Source organism: Flavobacterium maritimum, from assembly GCF_040049085.1.
Taxonomy (GTDB): domain Bacteria; phylum Bacteroidota; class Bacteroidia; order Flavobacteriales; family Flavobacteriaceae; genus Flavobacterium; species Flavobacterium maritimum.
Genome location: NZ_JBDLZY010000004.1, coordinates 321,746 through 346,750, shown reverse-complemented (window position 1 = coordinate 346,750; position 25,005 = coordinate 321,746). Strand labels below are relative to the sequence as shown.

17 protein-coding genes are annotated in these 25,005 nt (G+C 33.7%); 13 read left to right on the top strand and 4 right to left on the bottom strand.

Features of this window, described 5'->3' with window-relative positions; translation table 11 throughout:
• Positions 1-29 precede the first annotated feature (29 nt).
• The 8 genes from ABEB23_RS10840 to ABEB23_RS10805 all read left to right on the top strand — a co-directional run bounded on the left by ABEB23_RS10840 (position 30) and on the right by ABEB23_RS10805 (position 13,678).
• Positions 30-1,451, top strand: a complete 1,422-nt coding sequence (locus ABEB23_RS10840; RefSeq protein ID WP_348812616.1) for a glycogen synthase — start codon at positions 30-32, stop codon at positions 1,449-1,451.
• Positions 1,448-2,725 (top strand): glucose-1-phosphate adenylyltransferase, encoded by a 1,278-nt coding sequence (locus ABEB23_RS10835; RefSeq protein WP_348812615.1) that lies wholly within the window; start codon positions 1,448-1,450, stop codon positions 2,723-2,725. The genes ABEB23_RS10840 and ABEB23_RS10835 overlap by 4 nt, the downstream gene beginning before the upstream one ends.
• Before the next feature lie 414 nt (positions 2,726-3,139).
• Positions 3,140-5,074, top strand: coding sequence for an alpha-1,4-glucan--maltose-1-phosphate maltosyltransferase (locus ABEB23_RS10830; protein WP_348812614.1), 1,935 nt, complete (start codon positions 3,140-3,142; stop codon positions 5,072-5,074).
• A complete protein-coding gene (locus tag ABEB23_RS10825; protein ID WP_348812613.1) occupies positions 5,074-6,714 on the top strand; it encodes a maltokinase N-terminal cap-like domain-containing protein in 1,641 nt (546 codons plus the stop codon). The genes ABEB23_RS10830 and ABEB23_RS10825 overlap by 1 nt, the downstream gene beginning before the upstream one ends.
• Positions 6,715-6,764: 50 nt before the next feature.
• On the top strand, positions 6,765-8,672 hold the full coding sequence (gene glgB, locus ABEB23_RS10820; protein WP_348812612.1) for a 1,4-alpha-glucan branching protein GlgB: 1,908 nt from the start codon (positions 6,765-6,767) through the stop codon (positions 8,670-8,672).
• A 200-nt stretch (positions 8,673-8,872) separates the two neighbouring features.
• Positions 8,873-11,272, top strand: coding sequence for a glycoside hydrolase family 31 protein (locus tag ABEB23_RS10815; RefSeq protein WP_348812611.1), 2,400 nt, complete (start codon positions 8,873-8,875; stop codon positions 11,270-11,272).
• A gap of 86 nt (positions 11,273-11,358) precedes the next feature.
• Positions 11,359-12,174, top strand: a complete 816-nt coding sequence (locus ABEB23_RS10810; protein WP_348812610.1) for a M48 family metallopeptidase — start codon at positions 11,359-11,361, stop codon at positions 12,172-12,174.
• A 178-nt stretch (positions 12,175-12,352) separates the two neighbouring features.
• Complete coding sequence (locus ABEB23_RS10805; protein WP_348812609.1) at positions 12,353-13,678, top strand: MFS transporter; 1,326 nt, start codon at positions 12,353-12,355, stop codon at positions 13,676-13,678.
• A 42-nt stretch (positions 13,679-13,720) separates the two neighbouring features.
• Here ABEB23_RS10805 and ABEB23_RS10800 read toward each other — a convergent pair whose 3' ends face one another.
• From ABEB23_RS10800 to ABEB23_RS10785, 4 genes are read right to left on the bottom strand one after another with little or no spacing between them, the layout of a single operon-like run.
• Positions 13,721-14,443, bottom strand: a complete 723-nt coding sequence (locus ABEB23_RS10800) for a head GIN domain-containing protein (RefSeq protein WP_348812608.1) — start codon at positions 14,441-14,443, stop codon at positions 13,721-13,723.
• 16 nt (positions 14,444-14,459) lie between these two features.
• Positions 14,460-15,521, bottom strand: a complete 1,062-nt coding sequence (locus tag ABEB23_RS10795; protein ID WP_348812607.1) for a DUF4097 family beta strand repeat-containing protein — start codon at positions 15,519-15,521, stop codon at positions 14,460-14,462.
• Complete coding sequence (locus ABEB23_RS10790; protein ID WP_348812606.1) at positions 15,505-16,041, bottom strand: anti-sigma factor; 537 nt, start codon at positions 16,039-16,041, stop codon at positions 15,505-15,507. Before ABEB23_RS10790 ends, ABEB23_RS10795 begins: the two co-directional genes overlap by 17 nt.
• A complete protein-coding gene (locus ABEB23_RS10785; RefSeq protein WP_348812605.1) occupies positions 16,038-16,592 on the bottom strand; it encodes an RNA polymerase sigma factor in 555 nt (184 codons plus the stop codon). The genes ABEB23_RS10790 and ABEB23_RS10785 overlap by 4 nt, the downstream gene beginning before the upstream one ends.
• 448 nt (positions 16,593-17,040) lie before the next feature.
• Here ABEB23_RS10785 and lon point away from each other — a divergent pair, with 448 nt between their 5' ends.
• From lon to rpsA, 5 genes are all read left to right on the top strand, one after another.
• Positions 17,041-19,494 (top strand): endopeptidase La, encoded by a 2,454-nt coding sequence (gene lon / locus ABEB23_RS10780; RefSeq protein WP_348812604.1) that lies wholly within the window; start codon positions 17,041-17,043, stop codon positions 19,492-19,494.
• Positions 19,495-19,671: 177 nt separating this feature from the next.
• Entirely contained in the window at positions 19,672-20,694 is a 1,023-nt protein-coding gene (gene porQ / locus ABEB23_RS10775) for a type IX secretion system protein PorQ (RefSeq protein WP_348812603.1), read from the top strand.
• A gap of 84 nt (positions 20,695-20,778) precedes the next feature.
• Positions 20,779-21,468, top strand: a complete 690-nt coding sequence (cmk, locus tag ABEB23_RS10770) for a (d)CMP kinase (protein ID WP_348812602.1) — start codon at positions 20,779-20,781, stop codon at positions 21,466-21,468.
• A 71-nt stretch (positions 21,469-21,539) separates the two neighbouring features.
• Positions 21,540-22,802: a nucleoside permease gene (locus ABEB23_RS10765; RefSeq protein ID WP_348812601.1), complete on the top strand. Its 1,263-nt coding sequence runs from the start codon at positions 21,540-21,542 to the stop codon at positions 22,800-22,802.
• Between the two features lie 392 nt (positions 22,803-23,194).
• Positions 23,195-24,973, top strand: coding sequence for a 30S ribosomal protein S1 (gene rpsA, locus ABEB23_RS10760; RefSeq protein WP_348812600.1), 1,779 nt, complete (start codon positions 23,195-23,197; stop codon positions 24,971-24,973).
• Positions 24,974-25,005: the final 32 nt, after the last annotated feature.

The window sequence follows — 25,005 nt, the reverse complement described above, 5'->3', positions numbered from 1 at the left end:
TAGAATTTAAAAAAGCTAAGATTTCATAAATGGAAATATTTCATATTAGTGCAGAATGTTATCCTGCTGCCAAAGTTGGTGGATTAGCAGATGTAGTAGGAGCATTGCCTAAATATCAAAGTACTGAAGGTCATGACCTAAGAGTTGTGATTCCAAAGTATGACACGAAATTTATAACCGAAAATGATTTTGAGTGCGTTCACTGGGGTTATGTTAAATTGGGGAAATTTAATTTTCCGTTTAGTGTTTTTAAAGAAAAAACAGATTCGCTTGGATTTGAATTATACGTAGTTGAAATCCTTGAATTATTTGACCGAAAAGAAATTTATGGCTATGAGGATGACATAGAACGTTTTTTGTCGTTTCAGATTGCCACTTTAGATTGGATAATTGGAAGAAGAGACATTCCTGATATCATCAATTGTCATGACCATCATACAGGCTTGATACCCTTTTTGATGCGTTATGGATATAAATATGATAAATTAAGGAACACACCAACAGTGATTACAATCCATAGCGGCTTGTACCAAGGTATATTTGGTTTTGATAAATTGTATTATTTGCCGGAGTTTGATTTAGAACACATCAATATTTTAGAATGGGGAAATGCTATTAATTCCCTTGCAACAGGAGTGAAATGCGCTTGGGCAGTGACAACTGTTTCACCAAATTATTTGAATGAAATTAATTATTCATCCAATGGTTTGGAGTCACTATTTAATTTAGTTCGTAACAAGTCAAAAGGAATTTTAAACGGAATAGACGTAAAGGTCTGGGATCCTGCAAAGGACAAAATGTTGATGAGCAATTATTCTGAAAAAAATGTAGAAAAAGGAAAGCAAGAAAATAAAGAAAAGCTATCGAAACTTTTCAATCTCGATCCAACAAAACCGCTTTTTAGTTTTATTGGCCGATTATTGACAGAGAAAGGTGCAGATTTATTGCCAGAAGCATCAGCACTAGCATTAGATGAAAATCTTGCAGCAATTAATATTCTTATTTTAGGTTCAGGCAATGAAACTATAGAAAACGAATTAAACGAACTGTTATCTGATTATAAAGGGAATTACAATGTATTCATTGGATATAACGAAGAATTATCGCATTTAATTTATGCCGGTTCTGATTTCTTATTGATGCCTTCCCGAGTGGAGCCTTGTGGATTAAATCAGATGTATGCTTTGCGCTATGGAACAATTCCTATAGTAAGAAGAACAGGCGGATTAAAGGATACAGTTATTGATATTGGAGATAACGGAAACGGGATATGTCATGATCAGGCAACTACTGAAGATATTTGTTCTTCTATTCAAAGGGCAATCCAGTTGTACGATGATAAAAAAAGGTTTAATGAAATACGAAAAATGGGAATGAAAATAGATCACTCCTGGGGCAGCGTTTGTAAAGAATACATAGAGATATACAACTTAATTATTAAAAAGAAATGAGCAACAAGAAAAATGTAATTGCAATTATTTTAGGAGGAGGTCAGGGATCCAGATTGTATCCGCTTACAGAAACAAGATCAAAACCTGCCGTACCGATAGGAGGTAAATACAGATTGGTAGATATCCCTATCTCAAACTGTATGAATTCGGACATTTACAGAATGTTTGTATTAACGCAATTCAATTCTGCCTCTTTAAACAGACACATTAAGAACACTTATAGTTTCAGTATTTTCAGCCATGCCTTTGTCGATATTCTTGCGGCAGAGCAAACTCCTGATAATCCAACTTGGTTTCAGGGAACTTCTGATGCTGTAAGACAATGTATGCCTCATTTTTTAAATCATGATTTTGATTATGCATTGATTCTTTCTGGAGATCAATTGTATCAAATGGATTTCAACGAAATGATTGAAGCCCACATCAATGCCGAAGCTGATATATCTATTGCTACTTTGCCTGTAAACGCTAAAGATGCACCGGAATTTGGAATATTAAAAACTAACAAGGAAAGTCTAATCGAATCCTTTATAGAAAAACCGGCTCCTGAACTCTTACCTCAGTGGGAATCTGATGTGAGTGAAGAAATGAAGAGCCAAGGAAAAAAATATTTGGCTTCTATGGGGATTTATATATTCAACAAAAAACTATTAGTTGAATTAATGAAAAATCCTGACACGAAAGATTTCGGTAAAGAAATTATACCTCAAGCTGTTGGTCACAGAAAAATATTAAGCTTTCAATATGAAGGTTATTGGACAGACATTGGAAACATTGATTCTTTCTTTGAAGCAAATATTGGCTTGACTAACGATATTCCTGAATTTAACTTGTTCGATAACGATAACAAAATTTTCACCCGTCCACGTTTATTGCCTCCATCAAAATTTCAGAAAACAATGATTGAAAAATCGCTGATTTCAGAAGGCTGCATCATCCATGCGAAAGAAATAAACAAATCTGTGATTGGTATTCGTTCCAGAATAGGGGAAGGAACCGTTATTAAAAATTCTTATGTAATGGGTAATGATTTCTATCAAAGTATTGAAGACATGAATGAAGACATCAGTAATAACCAGCAATTAGTGGGAATCGGTGAAAGATGTTTTATAAGCAATGCTTTAGTAGATAAGAATTGCAGAATTGGAAATGATGTTTATATTGAAGGAGGGAAACATTTGGAAAACTTTTCAAATGAATTGTATGCAATCAAAGATGGAATTGTGGTTATCAAAAAAGGTGCAATTGTGCCAAGCAATTATACGATAAAATAGTATCTAGAAAGAGCTTTTATATATTAGTTTAAATATAACTTAAAGCATCTTTCGACACAAAAAATAAAGTTTTCAATTTTAAGATTTAATTTGACTGTTTTAATAATTCAATAGTTTTTGACTCTACTTTAAAAATGGGACAAAGACTACTTTTAGTAAAAATAGTATGACATTTTAACAATTAAAATTGAAAATTTTATTTTTGTTATGGAATTTGAGCCTTTCTAATTACAATTCAGATGGCTATTTTTTACAAAACACAAAAGATATATGTAATAGTTCCTTGAATTGATTTATTTATTTTCAATGAATGATTGTGATATGTTCTGATCTTTAACATATCAATAATTTTTTTATTAAAGTTTCTACAATATATAATTTTTATTACTTTTCAAATTCATTTAAATGTATACAATGCAGAATCAAACCCGAATTATAATAGAAAATATTTTACCTCAATTAGATGGAGGTGTTTTCCCAATTAAGAGAATTGTTGGCCAAAACGTACACGTTACTGCAGCCATTTTTTCTGATGGTCATGACGTTATTGAAAGTTGCGTTAAGTTCAAGCATGAAAGCGATGAGAATTGGGATGAGGTAAGAATGATTCCAACTTTCAATGATGAATGGTTTTGTGAATTTAAAGTTGAAAAACAAGGTTTCTATACTTATTTTATTGAGGGATGGGTCGATTATGCCCTAAATTGGCAGCACGGTACAGAAAGAAAGATTCAGGATAATCAGTATGTAAAGTCTGAGCTTTTGGAAGGAGCCGAATATGTAAAAGCAGTTCAACAGTTTGCAGACGATTCAGAGAATGATTATTTAAATAAATTAGTTTATTTTTTTTCCACAGAATCTGAATATGAAAATGCAGTTATTGAGGCAACTTCCCATGAACTTAAGCGAATATTCAAAAAATATCCGACTCGTTTCTTAGCAAACAAATCCTTAGAATTAAAAGTATATGTTGACAGGAAAAAAGCTTTGTTCAGTACTTGGTATGAATTTTTTCCCCGTTCAGCATCACAGGAAGAAGGAAAACATGGTACTTTCAAAGATTGTGAAAGACTTTTACCCAGAGTAGCCGAAATGGGATTTGATACGTTATACTTTCCGCCGATTCATCCTATCGGTGAAGTAAATCGTAAAGGAAAAAATAATGCCACAAATGCACAACCTGGCGATGTCGGATCACCTTGGGGAATTGGTTCCCAGTACGGAGGTCATAAATCGACTCATCCCGAACTAGGTTCTATTGATGATTTTAAGGAATTAGTCAGAAAAGCACAGGAGTTAGGCATTGAAGTAGCCATGGATTATGCTTTACAAGCTGCTCCGGATCATCCCTATGTAAAAAATTTTCCACAGTGGTTCAAGTGGAGACCGGATGGAACTGTACAATATGCAGAAAATCCGCCAAAAAAATACCAAGATATTCTTCCAATATATTTTGAAAGCAATGACTGGAAAAATCTTTGGAAAGAACTACTGGATGTGGCTTTGTTTTGGGTCGAAGAATGTAATATTCGAGTTTTCAGAGTAGATAATCCGCATACAAAACCATTTTATTTCTGGGGTTGGCTGATTGGAGAAATTAAGAAAATACATCCTGATGTACTGTTCTTAGCAGAAGCATTTACGCGTCCAAAAATCATGAATGAGTTGGCCAAACAAGGGTTCAGCCAGTCATATACCTATTTTACGTGGAGAAATTCTAAAAAAGAATTGACCGAGTATGTTCAAGAATTGACACAATCAGAACAAAAAGAATTTTATCGTCCTAATTTTTGGCCTAACACACCCGATATCAATCCATTTCCCTTACAAAGCGGAAGTGAATCAGTGCATTTACAAAAATATTTTCTTGCTGCAACACTGAGTTCAAGTGTCGGCATATACGGGCCAGTTTTTGAATACAGAATTTGTGAACCTATGGCTCCTGGAAAAGAAGAGTATTTGAATTCTGAAAAATATGAATATTTTAAATGGAATTGGGATCAAGAAAACAAAATTACAACTCTGATCACAAAAATAAATTCGATTAGAAAAGAGCAGGTTTCATTGCAGCAAACCAATAACATTATTTTTTGTGATACCAACAATGATGAGGTGATGGCGTATTACAAATTTGACGATGCTAAACTAAGTGAAACCTTAATGGTAGTAAGTTTGGATCAACATAATGTAAGTAGAGCAATGATAAAACTCCCTTTGGAACAATTAGGAAATCAACCCGTTCATATAACCGATTTAATTACGGGCAACAGTTATTTTTGGGATAAGGAATGGAATTTTGTAGAACTTTCACCAGAATTACCTTTTCATTTATTTAAAATTCACCGATAATGATAGACAGTAAAATTAATGAAGACGAATTCCAAGAGCCGTTTGTTTTTAAAACAGATTGGAAAGATGCATTTGAGGATGAAGACTTTGTAAAGATTTTTTCTTCAGATATTTTAGAGAACTATATCATTAACAAACGTTGGTATGGGGGAAAGTCCAGCACCTTAAAATATATTGAGGTTGTTGACTGGTTTAAAATTACCTCCAAAGACAATACTTATTTTGGTGTTTTACTTGAAGTCAATTTTAAAGAAGCTTTCTATCAGCATTATTTTATGCCGCTTGCGTTCATGTCTGAAGAGGAATTAGATACCAATACTATCATTGCTCCGGTAAAAATGAATACGCAGGAAGGTTTTCTTGTTGACGCTTTACATCAGGAAGATTTTAGAAAATTATTATTTGATAAAATTGTCAATTCCAAAGAAACAGATTCTTCAAAAGTGAGGTTTCACAAGGGAAGCAAACTGACTGAGAAAGAATATATTTCTTCAAAGTTCATGGGTGTTGAGCAAAGTAATACTTCAATTATTTATAATAATACCTTGGTATTAAAGATTTTCAGGAGAATTTACATCAGTATGAACCCTGATTATGAAATTAGTCGTTTCCTTACTGAAAGAATGCATTTCAAAAGTTCACCGACATATACAGGAAGTATAAGTGTCATACTGACCGAAGGAAATATAACCCTCGGTTTGATGCAGGAATTGGTTCCCAATCAAGGAGATGCTTGGAAGTTCATGTTGGAAGAAGTGGATAGGATTTTTGATAATTTAAACCACAAAAAAATAAAAATTGATAAATTACCCAATATTGAATTATTCAAGCGTTTAAGAATTAATGAAATTCCTCATGAAATTATTGATTGGGCAGGTTTGAGTATTTTTTTACGCATCCAAACACTTGCAACAAGGACGGCAGAAATGCATATTGCGTTAGGAAGCGATATTCATGAAACCGCTTTTACGCCAACTACTTATAATGGAGATTATACCGTTTGGCTAAAAAATCGATTGACTTATCAGTTCCAAAACAGATTGAATATTTTGGAAAATAATTTGCATAAACTGGATGGTCTGGCCTTAGAATTAGCTAATCAGTTTTTAGATCATAAAAAAGAAATCAGAAAATTATTCCTTGATTTTGATTGGACTAAAATGAAATCAGAGCGAATACGCATCCACGGGGATTATCATTTAGGTCAGGTTTTAGTAAACGGAGACGATTTTTATATATTGGATTTTGAAGGAGAGCCAGAAAGCACTATTAGAGATCGAAAAGTAAAACAGCCGCCATTGAAAGACGTTGCGGGTATGTTCCGATCTTTTCACTATTCGATTTATGCGACAATTTTCAACAATAAAGAAAAATATCCTTTTGAACAGTCAACCCTTTTTCAGGCAGGAGAAATTTTATTCAAATATTTTGTCGGAGTATTTTTGCAAACTTACATAGAAGTAGCTCAAGCTGGAAATCTGAACATTGGATACAGCAAGGAAATTGATTTTCTTTTAAAATATTGTTTACTCGAAAAGGCAGTTTATGAGTTGGGATATGAACTTAATTCCCGACCACGCTGGTCCGTAATCCCATTAACGGGGATTGCAAGTATTATGGAGTTTGAAAAACACAAATAAGATTTACAAGTATAGTTTATACTTAAAACCAAAGCAACAACACCAAAAAAATGAACAAAGTACAATCACATTCCCTGTTTACAGATTTTGATATCGATTTATTTAAAGCTGGAAAACATTTCAGACTATACGAAAAATTAGGTGCACACCTTATAGAAGTTGATGGTGTAAAAGGTGTTTATTTTGCTGTATGGGCTCCATCTGCAAGGTCTGTATCCGTAATAGGCGATTTTAATTATTGGATTCAAGGGGAGCATCCTTTACAAGTGCGTTGGGATTCATCCGGTATATGGGAGGGTTTTATTCCTGGCGTTGAAAAAGGAACTACTTATAAATATAAAATACAATCCAATAATGGTGGCATCATAACCGAAAAAGCGGATCCATTTGCTTTTTATTGTGAAAAACCACCACATACAGCCTCTGTAATCTGGGACTTAGAGTACAAATGGAAAGATTCCAAATGGATGGAAACCCGTAAAGACCATAATGGTCTGGACAAGCCTTATTCTGTTTATGAAGTTCACTTAGGTTCCTGGAAAAGACATGCTACTGAAAATAGATTTTTGACTTATCTTGAATTTGCTGAAGATTTAGTTAAGTATGTAAAAGAAACCGGTTTTACCCACGTAGAGTTTATGCCTATCATGGAATATCCGTATGATCCATCTTGGGGATATCAGTTAGTGGGTTATTTTGCACCGACTTCCCGTTTTGGAAAACCACAGGATTTCATGGTTTTGGTTGATAAATTACATCAGGCAGGAATTGGGGTAATATTGGACTGGGTTCCTTCCCATTTCCCTGATGATGCGCACGGACTTGGATTCTTTGATGGTTCCAATCTTTTTGAACATCCGGATCGCAGAAAAGGATATCATCCGGATTGGAAAAGTCTAGTCTTTAATTATGGTAGGAATGAAGTTCGTTCCTTTTTGATCAGTAATGCTATATTTTGGCTACAACATTACCATGCTGATGGTCTTCGCGTAGATGCTGTAGCATCAATGTTATATTTAGACTATTCCAGAAAGGACGGAGAATGGGAACCAAATATTTATGGTGGAAGGGAAAATTTAGACACTATAAGTTTTTTAAAGGATTTTAATGAGGCTGTCTATTCTAATTTTGAAGGGGTACAAACGATTGCAGAAGAAAGTACTTCTTTCCCAATGGTTTCACGACCTACCTATGCCGGTGGGTTGGGATTTGGTATGAAATGGATGATGGGCTGGATGCACGACACATTAGAATATTTCAAAAAAGAAACAGTTTATAGAAAATACCATCAAAATGATTTGACATTTTCCATGACCTATGCTTTTTCTGAAAACTTTATGTTACCATTGTCCCATGATGAAGTGGTCTATGGTAAACAATCAATCGCAGGAAGAATGCCTGGTGACGAATGGCAAAAATTTGCTAATTTGAGATTGCTGTATAGCTATATGTTTACACATCCCGGAACAAAGCTATTGTTTATGGGGTCTGAATTTGGTCAAAGTAGTGAATGGAATTTTGAAGGCAGTTTAGATTGGCATTTATTGCAATACCCTTTTCATGAAGGCGTTAGAAAATTGATCAGTGATTTAAATGAATTGTATAAAACACAACCAGCTTTACATGAAAAACAATTCAGTCCGGAAGGATTTGAATGGATTAATTATTCTGATCATCAAAATGCCGTTATGTCATTCATCCGAAAAGGAAATAAACCAAAAGACGATGTTATTGTAGTTTGTAATTTTACACCAGTAGTTCGTAAAAATTACCGTATCGGTCTACCTAAAAAAGGGAAATTAACCCAAATTTTTAATAGTGATGAGCTAATTTATGGTGGAAGCGGAGTAATGAATTCGAATAAACTACTCATCGAAGCCTTACCTTATGACGGTCGAGATTATTCTGCTGCATTAGAATTACCACCGCTTGGTGTAACCGTTTTTAAAATTTCTTAAATTGGGATAGCGCTGGAAGCACTATTTTAAAGAATCATAAAAATTATATCATAATATTTACGTATACCGCTATTTTGTTAATTTTCAACAAAATAGCGGTATATCGTTTTCGTGAATATAACACTAATTTTCAATTGTTTACAAACATTTTTTGTATGTTTGAAATGAAATGAACGAGTGTATAATTAATTATAGAAGATATGATTACCAACACAGAACTAGAATATAAAGGCGATTTATATCCGTCAAAAATAATTTCTTTTGAGCATGAGGTGGATTCGGTATATTTTCATACAATTAATAGTGTCGTACTAAAAGTAACTGTATTAAGAGATAGTTTAATCCGTTTTAGATTTACAACCAAGGGATATTTTAATAGTGATTTTTCTTATGCGATTGACAAAAGTCATGCGCACGGATACAATAATCTTGTGGTTTCTGAAAATCCAAATTTTTACCAGATAACTACCAGTAAAATAAAATGCCGAATTCAGAAAGAAGATTTAAGATTGTCTATTTACGATTTGAATGATCATCTTATTTTGGAAGATGAGCTTGGATTCCATTGGGAAGAAAGTTTTGAATTTGGTGGCAATATTGTAAAAATGAGTAAATCCTCGAGAGATGGAGAGTGTTTTTACGGCCTTGGGGATAAGGCTACTCAAATGAATTTGAAAGGCAAAAGATTGGAAAATTTTGCCACCGACCAATATGCATTTCACAAAGAACAAGATCCATTGTACAAAGTAGTTCCTTTTTATATAGGATTACATAATAAACAATCGTACGGTATTTTTTTCGATAACAGTTTTAGAACATTTTTTGATTTTTGTCATGAACGTAGAAATGTAACCAGTTTTTGGGCAGAAGGAGGAGAAATGAACTATTACTTCATTTATGGTCCTCAAATGCAGGATGTTGTTACAACTTATACCGATTTAACAGGCAAACCAGAATTACCGCCGCTTTGGGCATTAGGATACCATCAATGTAAATGGAGCTATTATCCGGAAAGTAAGGTCAAAGAAATTACCTCTAAATTTAGAGAGTTAAAGATTCCTTGTGATGCTATTTATTTAGATATTGATTACATGGAAGGGTTTCGTTGTTTCACTTGGAACAAAGAATATTTCCCTGATCCAAAAAGGATGGTAACCGAATTAGCAGAAGACGGTTTTAAAACGGTAGTCATCATTGATCCTGGAATTAAAATAGATAGAGAATACGATATTTATAAAGAAGCATTAGAGAAAGACTATTTCTGTAAGAGAGCCGATGGCCCTTATATGAAAGGAAAAGTTTGGCCAGGAGAATGCAATTTCCCCGATTATACCAATCCAACTGTGAGAGAATGGTGGGCAGGGCTATTCAAAGAATTAATTGCAGATTTTGGAGTAAAAGGAGTGTGGAATGATATGAATGAACCCGCAGTTATGGAGGTTCCCAATAAAACTTTCCCAATAGATGTACGCCATGATTATGATGGGCATCCTTGTAGTCATAGAAAGGCACACAATATTTACGGAATGCAGATGGCAAGAGCAACTTATCACGGAGTAAAACGTTTTGCTTATCCAAAACGGCCATTTGTGATAACAAGATCTGCCTATTCTGGTGCTCAACGTTATACCTCGTCCTGGACAGGAGATAATGTAGCGACTTGGGAACATTTATGGGTAGCCAATATACAGGTGCAACGTATGAATATTTGCGGAATGGGATTTACCGGCTCTGATATTGGTGGTTTTGCTGAGCAACCAACTGGCGAACTATATGCGCGTTGGATTCAACTAGGTGTTTTTCATCCGTTCTGCAGAACCCATTCCTCTGGAGATCATGGAGATCAGGAGCCTTGGTCATTTGACGAAGAAGTTATTGACATTACCCGAAAATTCGTCAACTTACGTTATCAACTGTTACCCTATCTGTATACGATGTTCTGGCAATATATTGAAGAGGGTATTCCGATGTTAAAACCTTTGGTATGCTTTGACCAAGATGATATTCAGACCCATTATAGAAATGATGAGTTTATTTTTGGAAATCAAATTTTGGTTTGTCCAATTCTGGAACCAAACTCTTTGGGAAGACGAATGTATATACCAAGAGGAAAGTGGTATAATTACTGGACCAATGAACTGATTTCGGGTGGTAAAGAGGTTTGGGTGGATACACAATATGACGAAATTCCCGTCTTTGTAAAAGCGGGGGCGATAATTCCAAAATATCCTGTGCAACAGTATGTCGGTGAATTAGAATTTGACGAATTGACCTTAGACATCTATTATAAAGAAGGCAAAGAAAAATCGGTCGTATATGAAGATTCACAGGACGGTTATGATCATAGAAAAGGAAGATACAGCCTTTTATCTTTCCAATCTATTGGTAAAGAAAAAGATTTAATCATCCAATTGCATAAAGAAGGTAAATACGATACCAATTATTCTAAATATAAAATCAATCTTATCGGATTGCCCTTTAAAATTAAAAGGATTGAAATAGATAATGAAAAATTTTCATTCGATAAAAAGGTTTTCGAACTTGACAATTATCTGATTGTTGACAAAGAATTTACTGAGTTGCATATCATTGGAGAATAATAGCAATATTGATACATTTGAATATAATTATATAAATACAAAGCCCAAAAAAGTTGTATTTTTGAATGATATTTAAACGCTACATCATGAAAAAGTATTTATTAATAGGAATGGGTGTGATTGGATTATTTTATTCCTGTGCCACCAATCCTTTGACGGGGAAAAAAGAGTTAAACTTTGTTTCAAACAGTGAATTATTTCCTTCTTCTTTTCAACAATACGGAACTTTTTTAAAAGAAAACAAGGTGATTTCTGGAACTGCGGATGCTAAAAGAGTAGAAACAGTTGGGATGAAAATTAAACTTGCTGCCGAGAAATATTTATCCTATTTGGGGCAAACACAATATTTAAACGGCTACCAATGGGAGTATAAATTAATTGACAACAAAGAAGTTAATGCCTGGTGCATGCCTGGAGGAAAAATAGTAGTTTATTCAGGTATTTTACCTGTTACTAAAGATGAAACCGGGTTGGCGACAGTTATGGGGCATGAAGTTTCTCATGCATTGTCAAATCATGGAGCACAAAGGATGAGTGCTGCTCAATTACAAGAATTAGGAGCCGTAGGAGTCGCTGTTGCAACTGGTGGACAAAGCACTGAAAAACAACAAATGTGGCAACAATACTATGGTATTGGCTCACAAGTGGGAGTGATGCTTCCATTTAGTAGAAGTCATGAAAGTGAAGCAGATAAAATAGGCTTGACTTTAATGGCGATTGCCGGTTATAATCCTGATGAGGCCATTGTTTTCTGGCAAAGAATGGCTGCGCAATCAGGAGGGCAATCTCCACCAGAATTTCTGAGTACACACCCATCTGATGCAACCAGAATTGCCAATTTGAAAGCACTTATTCCCGAAGCAAAAGCAACTGCAGCTAAAGTTGGTATTATTTATAAATAATTATGGACCGTAATTAAATCAATTTTTAGAACTATTTGGGCTATTCTTTTAAGGATAGCCCTTTTTTTTGAACGATATAAAGCCTAATTATGTTGATAATTTATTAATACAGAATTTAGTTATAATTTTCGCTTAGCAAACTAAAAAATAAATAAATTCGCAAAATAAAAAAACAAACATGGCAGATTTAGAAAAAGGAAGTAAAAAATTATTAAATGCTTGGGCTTTTTACGATTGGGCAAATTCAGTATATACCCTTACCATTGCATCTGCGGTATTTCCTATTTTTTATGAAGCTTTATTTTCAGAGCGAGATCATTACATTGATGTTTTCGGTTTGCATCTTAAAAATTCAGCCTTAATAAGCTTTGTTACCGCCATAGCATTTTTATTGGTAGCTTTTATATCACCATTATTATCTGGGATAGCTGATTATGTGGGGAATAAAAAGTCGTTTATGAAATTCTTTTGTTATATGGGAGCTTTATCCTGTATGGGATTATATTGGTTTAATCTCGAAAGTATCTATGTTGGGTTAGCGTTTTATTTTCTTGGCCTCATTGGCTATTGGGGAAGTTTAGTTTTTTATAATTCCTATTTACCAGACATTGCTTTTGTGGAACAACAAGATAAAATTAGTGCAAAAGGGTATTCATTGGGTTACATTGGAAGTGTTATTTTGTTGATTATCAATTTAGCGATGATTATGAAACCAAAGTTTTTCGGAATCGCAGGTACAGAAGGTGAAGCTGCTATGAAAGCCATGCGATATTCGTTTGTTATGGTAGGAGTATGGTGGATATTATTCAGTCAGTATTCCTATTATTTTTTACCTAAAGGAAATAAACATGCTGACGAAAAGTTATCGAAAAGAATTATATTTAATGGTTTCAAAGAATTAGAGAAAGTTTGGACTTTACTGAAACATAATATTGCATTAAAACGTTATTTAGGAAGTTTTTTCGTTTCCAGTATGGCGGTACAGACCGTAATGCTTGTAGCTACTTATTTTGGAGCGCAAGAAATTACCTGGTCATCAAAAGAAGAAGGTACGACTGGTTTAATTATTTGTATTTTACTAATACAATTAGTAGCGGTTTTAGGTGCTGTTTTAACTTCAAGAGCGTCTAAAAAATTTGGCAATATTCCGACCTTGATTGTGATAAATTGTATATGGGCACTATTTTGTGCATTTGCCTTTTTCATTACCCTACCAATACATTTTTACGTTATGGCAACCATAGCGGGACTTATAATGGGAGGAATTCAAGCCTTATCCCGTTCTACTTATTCAAAATTATTACCCGAAACTGAGGATACTACTTCATTTTTTAGCTTTTATGATGTAGCTGAAAAAATTGGAATCGTAATCGGAATGAGTGTGTACGGACTTATCGATCAAATTACCGGAAGTCCACGATTTGCAATTGTATTCCTGGCAATATTCTTTATAACGGCAGTTTTTCTATTGAGAAGAGTTCCAAAAAAAGGTGTTTTAAATTAATAAAACACCTTAAATAAACCTTAATCTTAGGTAATCTGAAAACTAATCATTTGAAATCTCTCCCGAACCATTAACTTTCGTATCCTTTTTAATTGGATTGCCTTTATATTCAATATCACCGGATCCTGAAACCCTTGCATACAAACTTTCACTGCAAAAGACTTTGCTATCTCCAGATCCGGACACGGCTACATCAACATTTTTGGCTTTTAAACCGGAGGCGTCAATGTCTCCCGAACCAGACAATTTACTGGTAAAATCGTTTGTCGTTCCTGTCAACACAACATCACCGGAACCGCTCAGATTGATTTCAAATTTGCTTGTATCAACATCTAAAACCAAGTCACCAGAACCAGATAAATTCGCATTAAAATCAGCCGCTTTTATAGTATTTTTTGTTTTTATTTCTCCCGAACCTGAGAGTGTTACTGATGAAATTGATTCAAATGGAATTGTGATCTGAATTTTTTTTCCCAAGCTTGGACTGATATTCTTTCCTTTTTCAGTAGAAACTTTTAATACATTATCTTCCACTTCAACTTTGACAAAAGGCAATATATTCTCTTCTCCTTGAATAGTAATGCTTCCTTCATTTCCCGAAACTAAATCAACATCAAATGAACCGGTTACTTTTATATCCTGATAAGCTCTGGTATTTCTTTTTTCGGTTACGATCTTTCCATTTCCTTTAACTCGATCTTGTGCACTTGCAATTGCGGTAAGAAATAAAATACCACAAAGGAATAATTGAATTGTTTTTTTCATTGGTACAGTTTTTAAATTATTGTTTTCTTATTAGTGATACATTGCCGTAATTTGAAGTAATAACGACTTTATTTAAAGCTTTCTTCTTGTAAAATCCACTTATTCTTTTGGAATTGGTTTTTTCCTCACTACTTAAAATTTGTAGATTACCATCATTTTTTATCCCTGAATATTTTGTCGAAATCTCAAAATCAAAGGCATAATTAGTATCATAACCTAATACAATATCAGAGTATCCCGAATTAATATTGATATTATTGGCTTTTTCATTAATAGTTCCAATGTTAATTTTACTGTAGTTAACATCTAAATTCAAAGTATTAAAAATTTCGGCAATGGTAATGGTTAGATAGTTTCCAGAACCAACAAACGAATTAATTTTTTGAAACTTAAAAACTCCATAATTACAGTCATATTTGATGTTTTGACCTTCTAAAATAGTGACGTCAGTGTAATTTGTTTCCAAAGCAATCTTACCGGCCTCATCGATTTTTAATCCCGAATACCGGGCTTCGATATTTCCGCTTTTAATATATTCTATAGTGGAGTTTTGACAATATTCTATTCGAATGTTACTGGCATTTCCATTCAATTTTGCAAGGTTAATTTTGCCATATTTACAAGAAATATCAACCGTAGATTCTAAATTTAAAGAAGTGATATTCCCATATTTATTATTCAGTTTTACAGTTCCGTTTTTTGGAATTTTAATTATATAATTAATCTCAAAACTGTTGTTGCTTCCTTTACTTTTATAGGTTGAATTTCCAATGTTAGTGACAGCTGTCACCATTGATTTTAATGCTGTAATATCAACATCGATGCTATTTAGCTTTTGATGTACCCAATTTTCGTTTCCGCCGGTAACTTTTATTGTGATATCAAGGTCAATCTTATCTTCATCCCAAGTAGATATTGAAATATTTCCATATTTATTATCGATATCAATTCCGGCATTAGCGTTTACGATATACGTTTTTTTGATACTTTTTTGTTTCGAAATAAAAGTATCTTCATTTGAAAATCCTAAAAAAGGAATTAAAACAAATAAAATCAGAAGGTTACAGTGTTTTTTCATTGGTGGTATTTTTTAATTTTTCGTTTTCTTCAATTCGTTGCAAAACGGTTTGCAAAAATGATATTCGGGTTTGCAGATTACTGATCATAGCATAAATGATCTGCCTATTTTCACCGTTCTTTTCTAATTCATTAATGATTTTCTCATAATCGCGATCTAAAACTTTCATTTGCTGGAGTGCATCGGCAATTATTTGTTCATTTTCAGGTGAACTTTTTTCATGAATTTTTTCTAATTCATTTTCAATTATAACACTAAAAATGGAATCGGTTTGTTTGGTTTCCTTAGAAGCAAACTTCAATTGATTTGTATCCGAATTTCCATTATAAAACAATGAAATTCCCAGCATTAGTATAATTGAAGCAGCAACAGCAATAGGAATAAAATAATTCTTCTTTGTTTTTTTGGAGTTCAATTTATTCAGAAAACGCTCTTCATGATTACTGCTTATTTCCTGAATATCCCATTGATTCTCGTATTTTTCAAATAATTGGTCTAATTGATCATTCTTCTTTTTCATATTTCCTCTATTTTTTTTCTTAAACTGTCTTTTGCCCGACTGAGTGTTGTTCTACAATTAGCATAACTGATTTTTAAAATTTCGCTAATTTCTTCCTGATCATATCCTTCAATATAAAACAGGGTCAACACCATCCTATAATTATCTTTTAAGCATTGTATCGCATCTAAAATTTGTTTTACTTTTAGATTATTAAAATCGATACTTTCTGTACTATTAGATTCTGTTTCTTCTACCTTATAAAGTACTCTTTCTATTTCTTCCAGTTGGAAAGGATTGTTTTTTTTATAAAAATCAATACTGGAATTCACAATAATTCGTTTCAACCAAGCACCAAATGGTACTTCCTGTTTATAATTATCGATTTTTGTAAATGCCTTCAAAAAACCTTCCTGCATAACATCTTCGGCAAAATGTACGTCTTTCACTATCCGGAAGGCAACATTATACATTGCTTTACAATACCGATTGTAAACCTCAAATTGGGCTTTCTGGTTTTGTTGCTTACAAAGCGATATTAATTCTTCGATATTTTGGTTGGTTAATTTCAAACAGCTGAATGTAATTTATAGTAAAGACTTAAGTTTTTTTTATTTGTTACAGTTTTGTATATTTTCCTATTCATTTTAAAAAAATATTTTTTTTAGCATTTAAACGTAAGATTGTAATGCTTCGTGAGTTTATTCTAACAAATATACCAAACACATAGATAACCATTTAGTTTTAAATCAAAATGGTATAGATGTCATAATAAAAATCTTTGCTTCCGAAAATATAATCGGAGACACTTACTTCCCTTTATTTTTGAATTATAAAAATAAATAATACTCTTACTAATAATCAAACCGAAGCTTTTGCTTTTGGCACAATGATTGTCTAATTTTATGCCCTATATCATAAATACTATTCATAGCATAGTTTTATTAAAAACCATACTTTATAAGGGTATATTTAGGATTGGGACAAAACATTTAATGACAAAACGACTTATATATTACTATGTCAAATCATAAAATACTTACTATTGACAATCTGTCACTTCAAGAATTTGATTCTGATGCTGAATTAATTCCATTATTGACTCCCGAAGACGAGGAGGAGATGAATAATGAAGAATTACCAGATTCATTACCTATTTTACCGTTGCGAAATATGGTCTTATTCCCAGGAGTTGTTATTCCAATTACTGCCGGACGAGATAAATCTATAAAGTTGATTAATGACGCAAATGCAGCCGGTAAAAACATTGGTGTTGTTGCGCAGAAAAACGAACAAGACGAAGATCCTTCTATCGAGGACATTCATAAAATAGGAACTGTAGCCCGAATTCTACGTGTTTTAAAAATGCCGGATGGTAATGTTACAGTAATTCTTCAAGGAAAAAAACGATTCCAAATCACTGATGTCGTTTCAGAAGAACCGTACCTTACTGCCAAAGTCAAAGAAGTTACTGAGAAAAGACCAAAGAAAAACGATACCGAGTTCAATGCAATCATTGATTCATTAAAAGAATTGGCTATCAAAATTATTCAGGAAAGTCCAAATCTTCCTTCGGAGGCAACTTTTGCCATAAAAAATATAGAAAGCAAATCGTTCCTTGTGAATTTTGTTTCTTCTAATATGAATTTATCCGTAAATGAGAAGCAAGATTTACTGACAATAAACGGATTGAAAGACCGTGCACTCGAAACACTTCGATTCATGAACATCGAGTTGCAAAAACTGGAATTAAAAAATGATATCCAATCTAAAGTCCGTTTTGATTTAGACCAACAGCAGCGTGAATATTTCCTCCACCAACAAATGAAAACCATTCAGGAAGAATTGGGCGGTGTTTCTCAGGAAGAGGAAATGGATGAAATGAGCGTTAAAGCCAAAACCAAAAAATGGGACGAGAAAACCCAGAAACATTTCGAAAAAGAATTATCGAAATTGCGCAGAATGAATCCGCAGGCACCTGATTTTGGTATTCAAAGAAATTATCTTGAATTGTTTTTAGATTTACCTTGGAATGAATATTCTAAAGATAATTTCGATTTAAAAAGAGCGCAAAAAATCTTAGATAGAGATCATTTTGGTTTAGAAGATGTTAAGAAAAGAATGATTGAACATTTGGCAGTTTTGAAATTGCGAAATGACATGAAATCACCAATTATTTGTTTGACAGGACCTCCGGGAGTTGGAAAAACTTCAATCGGGAGATCGGTTGCAGAAGCATTGGGCAGAAAATATGTTCGAATTTCCTTAGGTGGTTTACGTGATGAAGCAGAAATTCGTGGACACAGAAAAACGTATATCGGTGCTATGCCTGGAAGAATCATTCAAAGTTTGAAAAAAGCCGGGACATCAAATCCTGTTTTTGTTTTGGATGAAATAGATAAATTGTCCAATAGTCATAGCGGTGATCCATCATCTGCCTTATTGGAAGTTTTAGATCCTGAACAAAACAATTCTTTCTATGATAATTTCCTTGAAATGGGATATGATTTGTCTAAAGTGATGTTTATTGCTACGTCTAATAATATGGCGGCAATTCAACCTGCACTTATTGACCGAATGGAAGTAATCAAAATGTCAGGTTATACTATTGAAGAAAAAGTAGAAATTGCCCGTCAGCACTTGTTTCCAAGACAATTAAAAGAACATGGTTTGACTTCTAAAGACTTAACCATTGGAAAAAAACAATTAGAAAAAATTGTCGAAGGATATACACGTGAATCTGGTGTTCGTGGTTTGGAAGCCAAAATTGCTCAAGTAATTCGTAATGCAGCAAAATCTGTTGCAATGGAAGAAGAATATAATAAAAAGGTAACTGACGAAGATATTGTAAAAGTTCTTGGTGTTCCAAGATTAGAAAGAGACAAATACGAGAGCAATGATGTTGCAGGTGTTGTGACAGGTCTGGCTTGGACGAGTGTAGGAGGAGATATACTATTTATTGAATCGTTACTTTCTCCTGGAAAAGGCTCGATGACTCTGACCGGTAATTTAGGAACCGTAATGAAAGAGTCTGCTACAATTGCTTTAGAATACATCAAAGCAAATGCGGAATTACTGGGATTAAATCCTGAAATATTGACTAAATACAATATTCATTTGCACGTTCCTGAAGGAGCTACTCCCAAAGATGGTCCAAGTGCCGGTATTGCCATGCTGACTTCATTGGTTTCTTTATTAACGCAAAAAAGAATTAAGAAAAACCTGGCCATGACAGGAGAGATAACCTTGCGAGGAAAAGTATTGCCGGTTGGGGGAATCAAAGAAAAGATATTGGCAGCCAAAAGAGCTAATATCAAGGAAATCATTTTATGTCAAGACAACAAAAGTGATATTGATGAAATCAAGCCTGAATATCTGGAAGGACTTACGTTTCATTATGTAAAAGAGATGAGTGAAGTTCTACAGATTGCCTTGACCAATCAAAAAGTCAAAAATGCTAAAGATCTAAAATAGCAAATTATATTTTGCCCAGCGAGATATCAAAGGACAACTATTAAATTCCAAATTCCAAAACTCGATTTACCGAGTACGGAATTTGGAATTTGTTTTTCTAGGAATTCGTGATTTATTGTATTTATAATTTTATCTTCGCATTTGCGTTTTTAACACAGATAAATAGCTACATAAAGCATGCTCAGAAAACTTTTATTCTTCCTTACCTTATTATTTTATGCTGTTTCATACAGTCAAATCGGAGGGAAGTATACCTATCAGTTTTTAAATCTGGTTACTTCGCCCAGACAAGCCGCATTGGGAGGAAAAACAATAAGTATTTATGACAATGATGTCAATCAGGTTCATTTTAATCCCGCCACTTTAAATGCAGATATGGACAATCATTTGGCTTTAAATTATGGAAGTTATTTTAAGGAAGTAACCTATGGAACCGCTTCGTATGCCTATACCTACGACCGTCATTTACAAACTTTTCAAGCAGGAGTAAATTATGTAAACTACGGGAATTTTGATGGTTATGATGAAAATGGACAACCGACAGCTTCCTTCACCGGAAGTGAAATTGCATTGTCATTTGGCTATGCCTATAATATTCCAAATACTGCTCTTCATATTGGCGCCAATGCCAAATTGATTACTTCCACGCTCGAAAGTTACAATTCATTTGGAGGAGCAATAGATATCGGGGCTCTTTACATCGATGAGAAAAACGATGTGAATTGGGGATTGGTCATTCGAAATATAGGAACGCAGTTCAAAAGCTATAATGAAATAAACGAAAAATTACCTCTTGAAATAATCGCAGGTGTTTCCCAACAGCTGGAGAATGTTCCCATCCGATGGCATCTGACTCTGGAGAATTTACAACAGTGGAATATTTCTTTTTCAAATCCTGTACGATCAGAAACGACTATTGATGGAAGTGAGACTGAAGAAGAAGTTTCATTTGTAAATAATGCATTGCGACATACTATTTTTGGTGTCGAGCTTTTCCCAGAAAGAGCTTTTAATCTTAGATTTGGGTATAATTTTCGCAGAGCGGAAGAATTACGGATTTTGGAGCAACGGAATTTCTCAGGAATTTCTCTTGGCTTCGGATTAAAATTAAATAAATTAAAATTCAATTATTCCTATTCAAGATACACATTGGCAGGAAATACGAGTCTATTTGGACTAACCATCAATTTTCAGGAGTGATTGATTAGTAAATAAAGTACCGAAAAAAGAGAATAAAAAATAGCATTTTGACCTCTAATTTCATTAAAATCATAAAGAAGAAACATGAAAAAAATTACCATAGCAATAGACGGATTTTCGTCCACTGGAAAAAGTACATTGGCGAAGCAATTAGCTAAACATTTGGGATATGTTTATGTAGATACTGGAGCCATGTATCGCGCGGTAGCTTTATTTGCCATGCAAAACGGTTACATAAGCCCTACTGGGTTTGACAAAGAAAGTCTGATTAACAATTTATCATTCATTAAATTGGATTTTAAATTTAATCCTGATTTGGGTTTTGCAGAAATGTATTTAAATGACGACAATGTAGAGACTGCCATCCGAACCATCGAAGTGTCTGCATTTGTAAGCAAAGTAGCTGAAGTTTCTGAAGTTCGTGCCAAATTAGTCGAACAACAAAAAGAGATGGGTAAAAACAAGGCAATTGTTATGGACGGAAGAGATATTGGTACAGTTGTATTTCCGGATGCTGAGCTCAAAATATTCATGACTGCAAGTGCTGCGACCAGAGCACAAAGACGTTTTGACGAATTACAGCAAAAAGGTGATTCTGTTTCTTATGAAGAGGTACTGAAAAATGTGGAGGAACGCGATTATATCGATACCCACCGTAAAGATTCTCCTTTAGTTATGGCTGATGATTCGATTGAAGTTGACAATTCATACCTCAATCGCGAAGAACAATTTGAAGTTGTTTTAGATTTGGTTAATGAAATTATTAAAGAGTAGTAAACTTTTGCAGATATCATTATTAATATTAGATTTACCGTCTTTTATTTATTTAAATATAATTACATTTCATGGGCATTAAATTAAGACTAACAATTATGAATTTCCTCCAATTTTTTGTTTGGGGAGTATGGTTGATTTCATTAGGTGGTTATATGGGTCAAGTTTTTGGTCCGATTGAGGGAGGAAGTGTTGGTTTGTCTATAGGAAGAACTTATGGATCTATGGGTTGGGCTAGTTTGTTTATGCCAGCCTTACTTGGTATAATTGCAGATAAATATTTTAGTGCACAAAAAGTTTTAGGAATCTCTCATATAATTGCTGGAATTGCTATTTTTTTTGCTACGAAAGCTACTAACTCAACTGAAATGTATTGGGTAATTTTTGCTACAAGTTGTTTTTATATGCCGACTATAGCGTTAAATAATTCTGTTAGTTATGCGATTTTAAATAAGTTTAATTTTGATGTTCAAAAAGCATTTACCCCAATTCGTGTTTGGGGGACAGTTGGCTTTATATTAGCAATGTGGATAACCGATTTAACAGATTGGAAATCGAATTCAAATCAATTTATTTTCGCTTCTGTTGCTTTGATTATTACCGGTTTGTTTTCTTTTACTATGCCTGATGTTCCAGCAGAAAATAAAAACACGAATCAATCTTTATCTAGTAAATTTGGCTTAGATAGTTTTGTATTGTTTAAACAAAAAAAGATGGCTGTCTTTTTTGTTTTTGCAATGCTATTAGGTGCGGCTTTGCAAGTTACAAATATGTTTGGTGATACATTTATTAGAGATTTTGGTTCTAATCCCGAATATCAAGGTACATTTGGAGTTGAACATTCTGTGTTTATTATTTCCTTATCGCAGATTTCTGAAACATTATTTATTTTAACAATTCCATTTTTCTTAAAAAGGTTTGGTATTAAGCAAGTAATGATATTTAGTATGATTGCATGGGTATTGCGTTTTGCATTATTTGGAATAGGGAATCCTGGCTCTGGGGTAATTTTCCTTATTTTATCAATGATTGTGTACGGAATGGCTTTTGACTTTTTTAATATCTCGGGTTCTCTATTTGTTGAAAGAGAGACAGACAGTAAAATTAGATCCAGTGCGCAGGGATTGTTTATGTTAATGACTAATGGAATTGGTGCTATCTTAGGTGGTGAATTTGCAGGAAGAACCGTAAGCTACTTTACTATTGAAAATAAAGTTCAGTGGCCAGAGGTTTGGTTTTCTTTTGCTGGATATGCCTTTGTGATTTTGGTTTTATTCACTATATTATTTAAGTATAACCATAATCCGAAAGAATTAGAGAATTTTAGCCATTAATAAAAATCTATTCGAAAAAATATACAAAACCAATCCTAACAGGTTTACAAACTTGTTGGGATTTTTTTTTGCTGACAAATCACAATATAACCTCTTTAGCCCCGATAGAAGTGATATCCCACGCTTTTTGGCGTGGATATAACGGATAGCGGGAATTACGCTCCCAAAAATGCCCAATCATTCGCTCCGAAACCTTTTTTTGCTTCTTTTGGAATTACTCGTAAATATCTCTCTTTAAATATTTTGCCAATTAAGATTTATGTGTTACTTTTGCACACCTTTTGGTAGAGAAGAGTTTCCTTTAGGTATCAACTATTTATGTAAAACAACTTCTGTATTTTCTATCGCATGAAGAAACTCGAGAAAACACAGAATACAAATTTTCAATCAGCATGTCTGAATTATTAAAATCACAAGAAGAGTTTTTAGCAAATTTTAACTGGCATAACTTCCAAGAAGGAATTGATGCAGTAGATGAGAAAAACTTACAAGAATTCGAAGAACTAGTTTCAAAAACTTTCATCGCTACAGATCAAGAAGAAGTAGTTGAAGGTGTAGTTGTTAGAATCACTGATAGAGACGTTATCGTTGATATCAACGCAAAATCGGAAGGTGTTATTTCTTTAAACGAATTCCGTTACAACCCAAACTTAAAAGTAGGTGACAAAGTAGAAGTATTAATCGACATCCGTGAGGACAAAACAGGTCAATTAGTATTATCTCACAGAAAAGCACGTACTATCAAATCATGGGATAGAGTTATTGCTGCGAATGAAACAGGAGAAATCGTTAATGGTTTTGTAAAATGCAGAACTAAAGGTGGTATGATCGTTGACGTTTTCGGTATTGAAGCTTTCTTACCTGGATCTCAAATTGATGTTAAACCAATTAGAGACTACGATGTATATGTAAACAAAATGATGGAATTCAAAGTGGTAAAAATCAACCACGAATTCAAAAATGTTGTTGTTTCTCATAAAGCGCTTATCGAAGCGGATATTGAAGTACAGAAAAAAGAAATTATCGGTCAATTACAAAAAGGACAAGTATTAGAAGGTGTTGTTAAAAACATTACTTCTTATGGTGTGTTCATTGACTTAGGTGGTGTTGACGGATTAATTCACATTACTGACCTTTCTTGGAGTAGAATCAACCACCCAAGTGAAGTTCTTGAATTAGACCAAAAATTAAACGTTGTAATCCTTGATTTCGATGATGAGAAAACAAGAATTCAATTAGGATTGAAACAATTAAACGCTCACCCATGGGATGCTTTAGATGCTAACTTAAAAATTGGTGATAAAGTAAAAGGTAAAGTAGTTGTAATCGCTGATTACGGTGCATTTATCGAAGTTGCTGAAGGTGTAGAAGGTTTAATCCACGTTTCTGAAATGTCTTGGTCTACTCATTTACGTTCTGCTCAAGATTTCGTAAAAGTAGGAGATGTTGTTGAAGCTGTTATCTTAACTCTTGACAGAGATGACCGTAAAATGTCATTAGGTATCAAACAATTGACTCAAGATCCTTGGACTGACATCACTGCTAAATACCCAGTAGGTTCTAAACATACAGGTATCGTTAGAAACTTTACAAACTTTGGAATTTTCGTAGAATTAGAAGAAGGAATCGATGGATTAATCTACATCTCTGACCTTTCTTGGACTAAGAAAATCAAACACCCATCTGAATTTGTAAATGTTGGTGAAAAATTAGACGTAGTTGTATTAGAATTAGATGTTGAAGGACGTAAATTATCTTTAGGTCACAAACAAACTACTGCTAATCCTTGGGATCAATACGAAGATTCTTTCGCAGTTGGAACTATCCACACAGGTGAAATTTCTGAAATCGTTGACAAAGGAGCTACTGTAGAATTCGGTGATGATATCGTTGCTTTCATTCCTACACGTCACCTTGAAAAAGAAGACGGTAAAAAATTGAAAAAAGGAGAAACTGCTGATTTCAAAGTAATTGAATTCAACAAAGAATTCAAAAGAGTAGTTGCTTCTCACACTGCTATCTTCCGTGAAGAAGAAGAGAAAAATGTGAAAGCTGCTGTTGAAAATACTTCATCTGCTTCTACTACTAATGCACCAGCTGCAACTTTAGGAGATAACAATGATGTATTAGCTGCATTAAAAGCTAAAATGGAAAAATCAGAGAAAAAATAATTCTTAGATTTTTTGAATATAGAAAGCCTCAC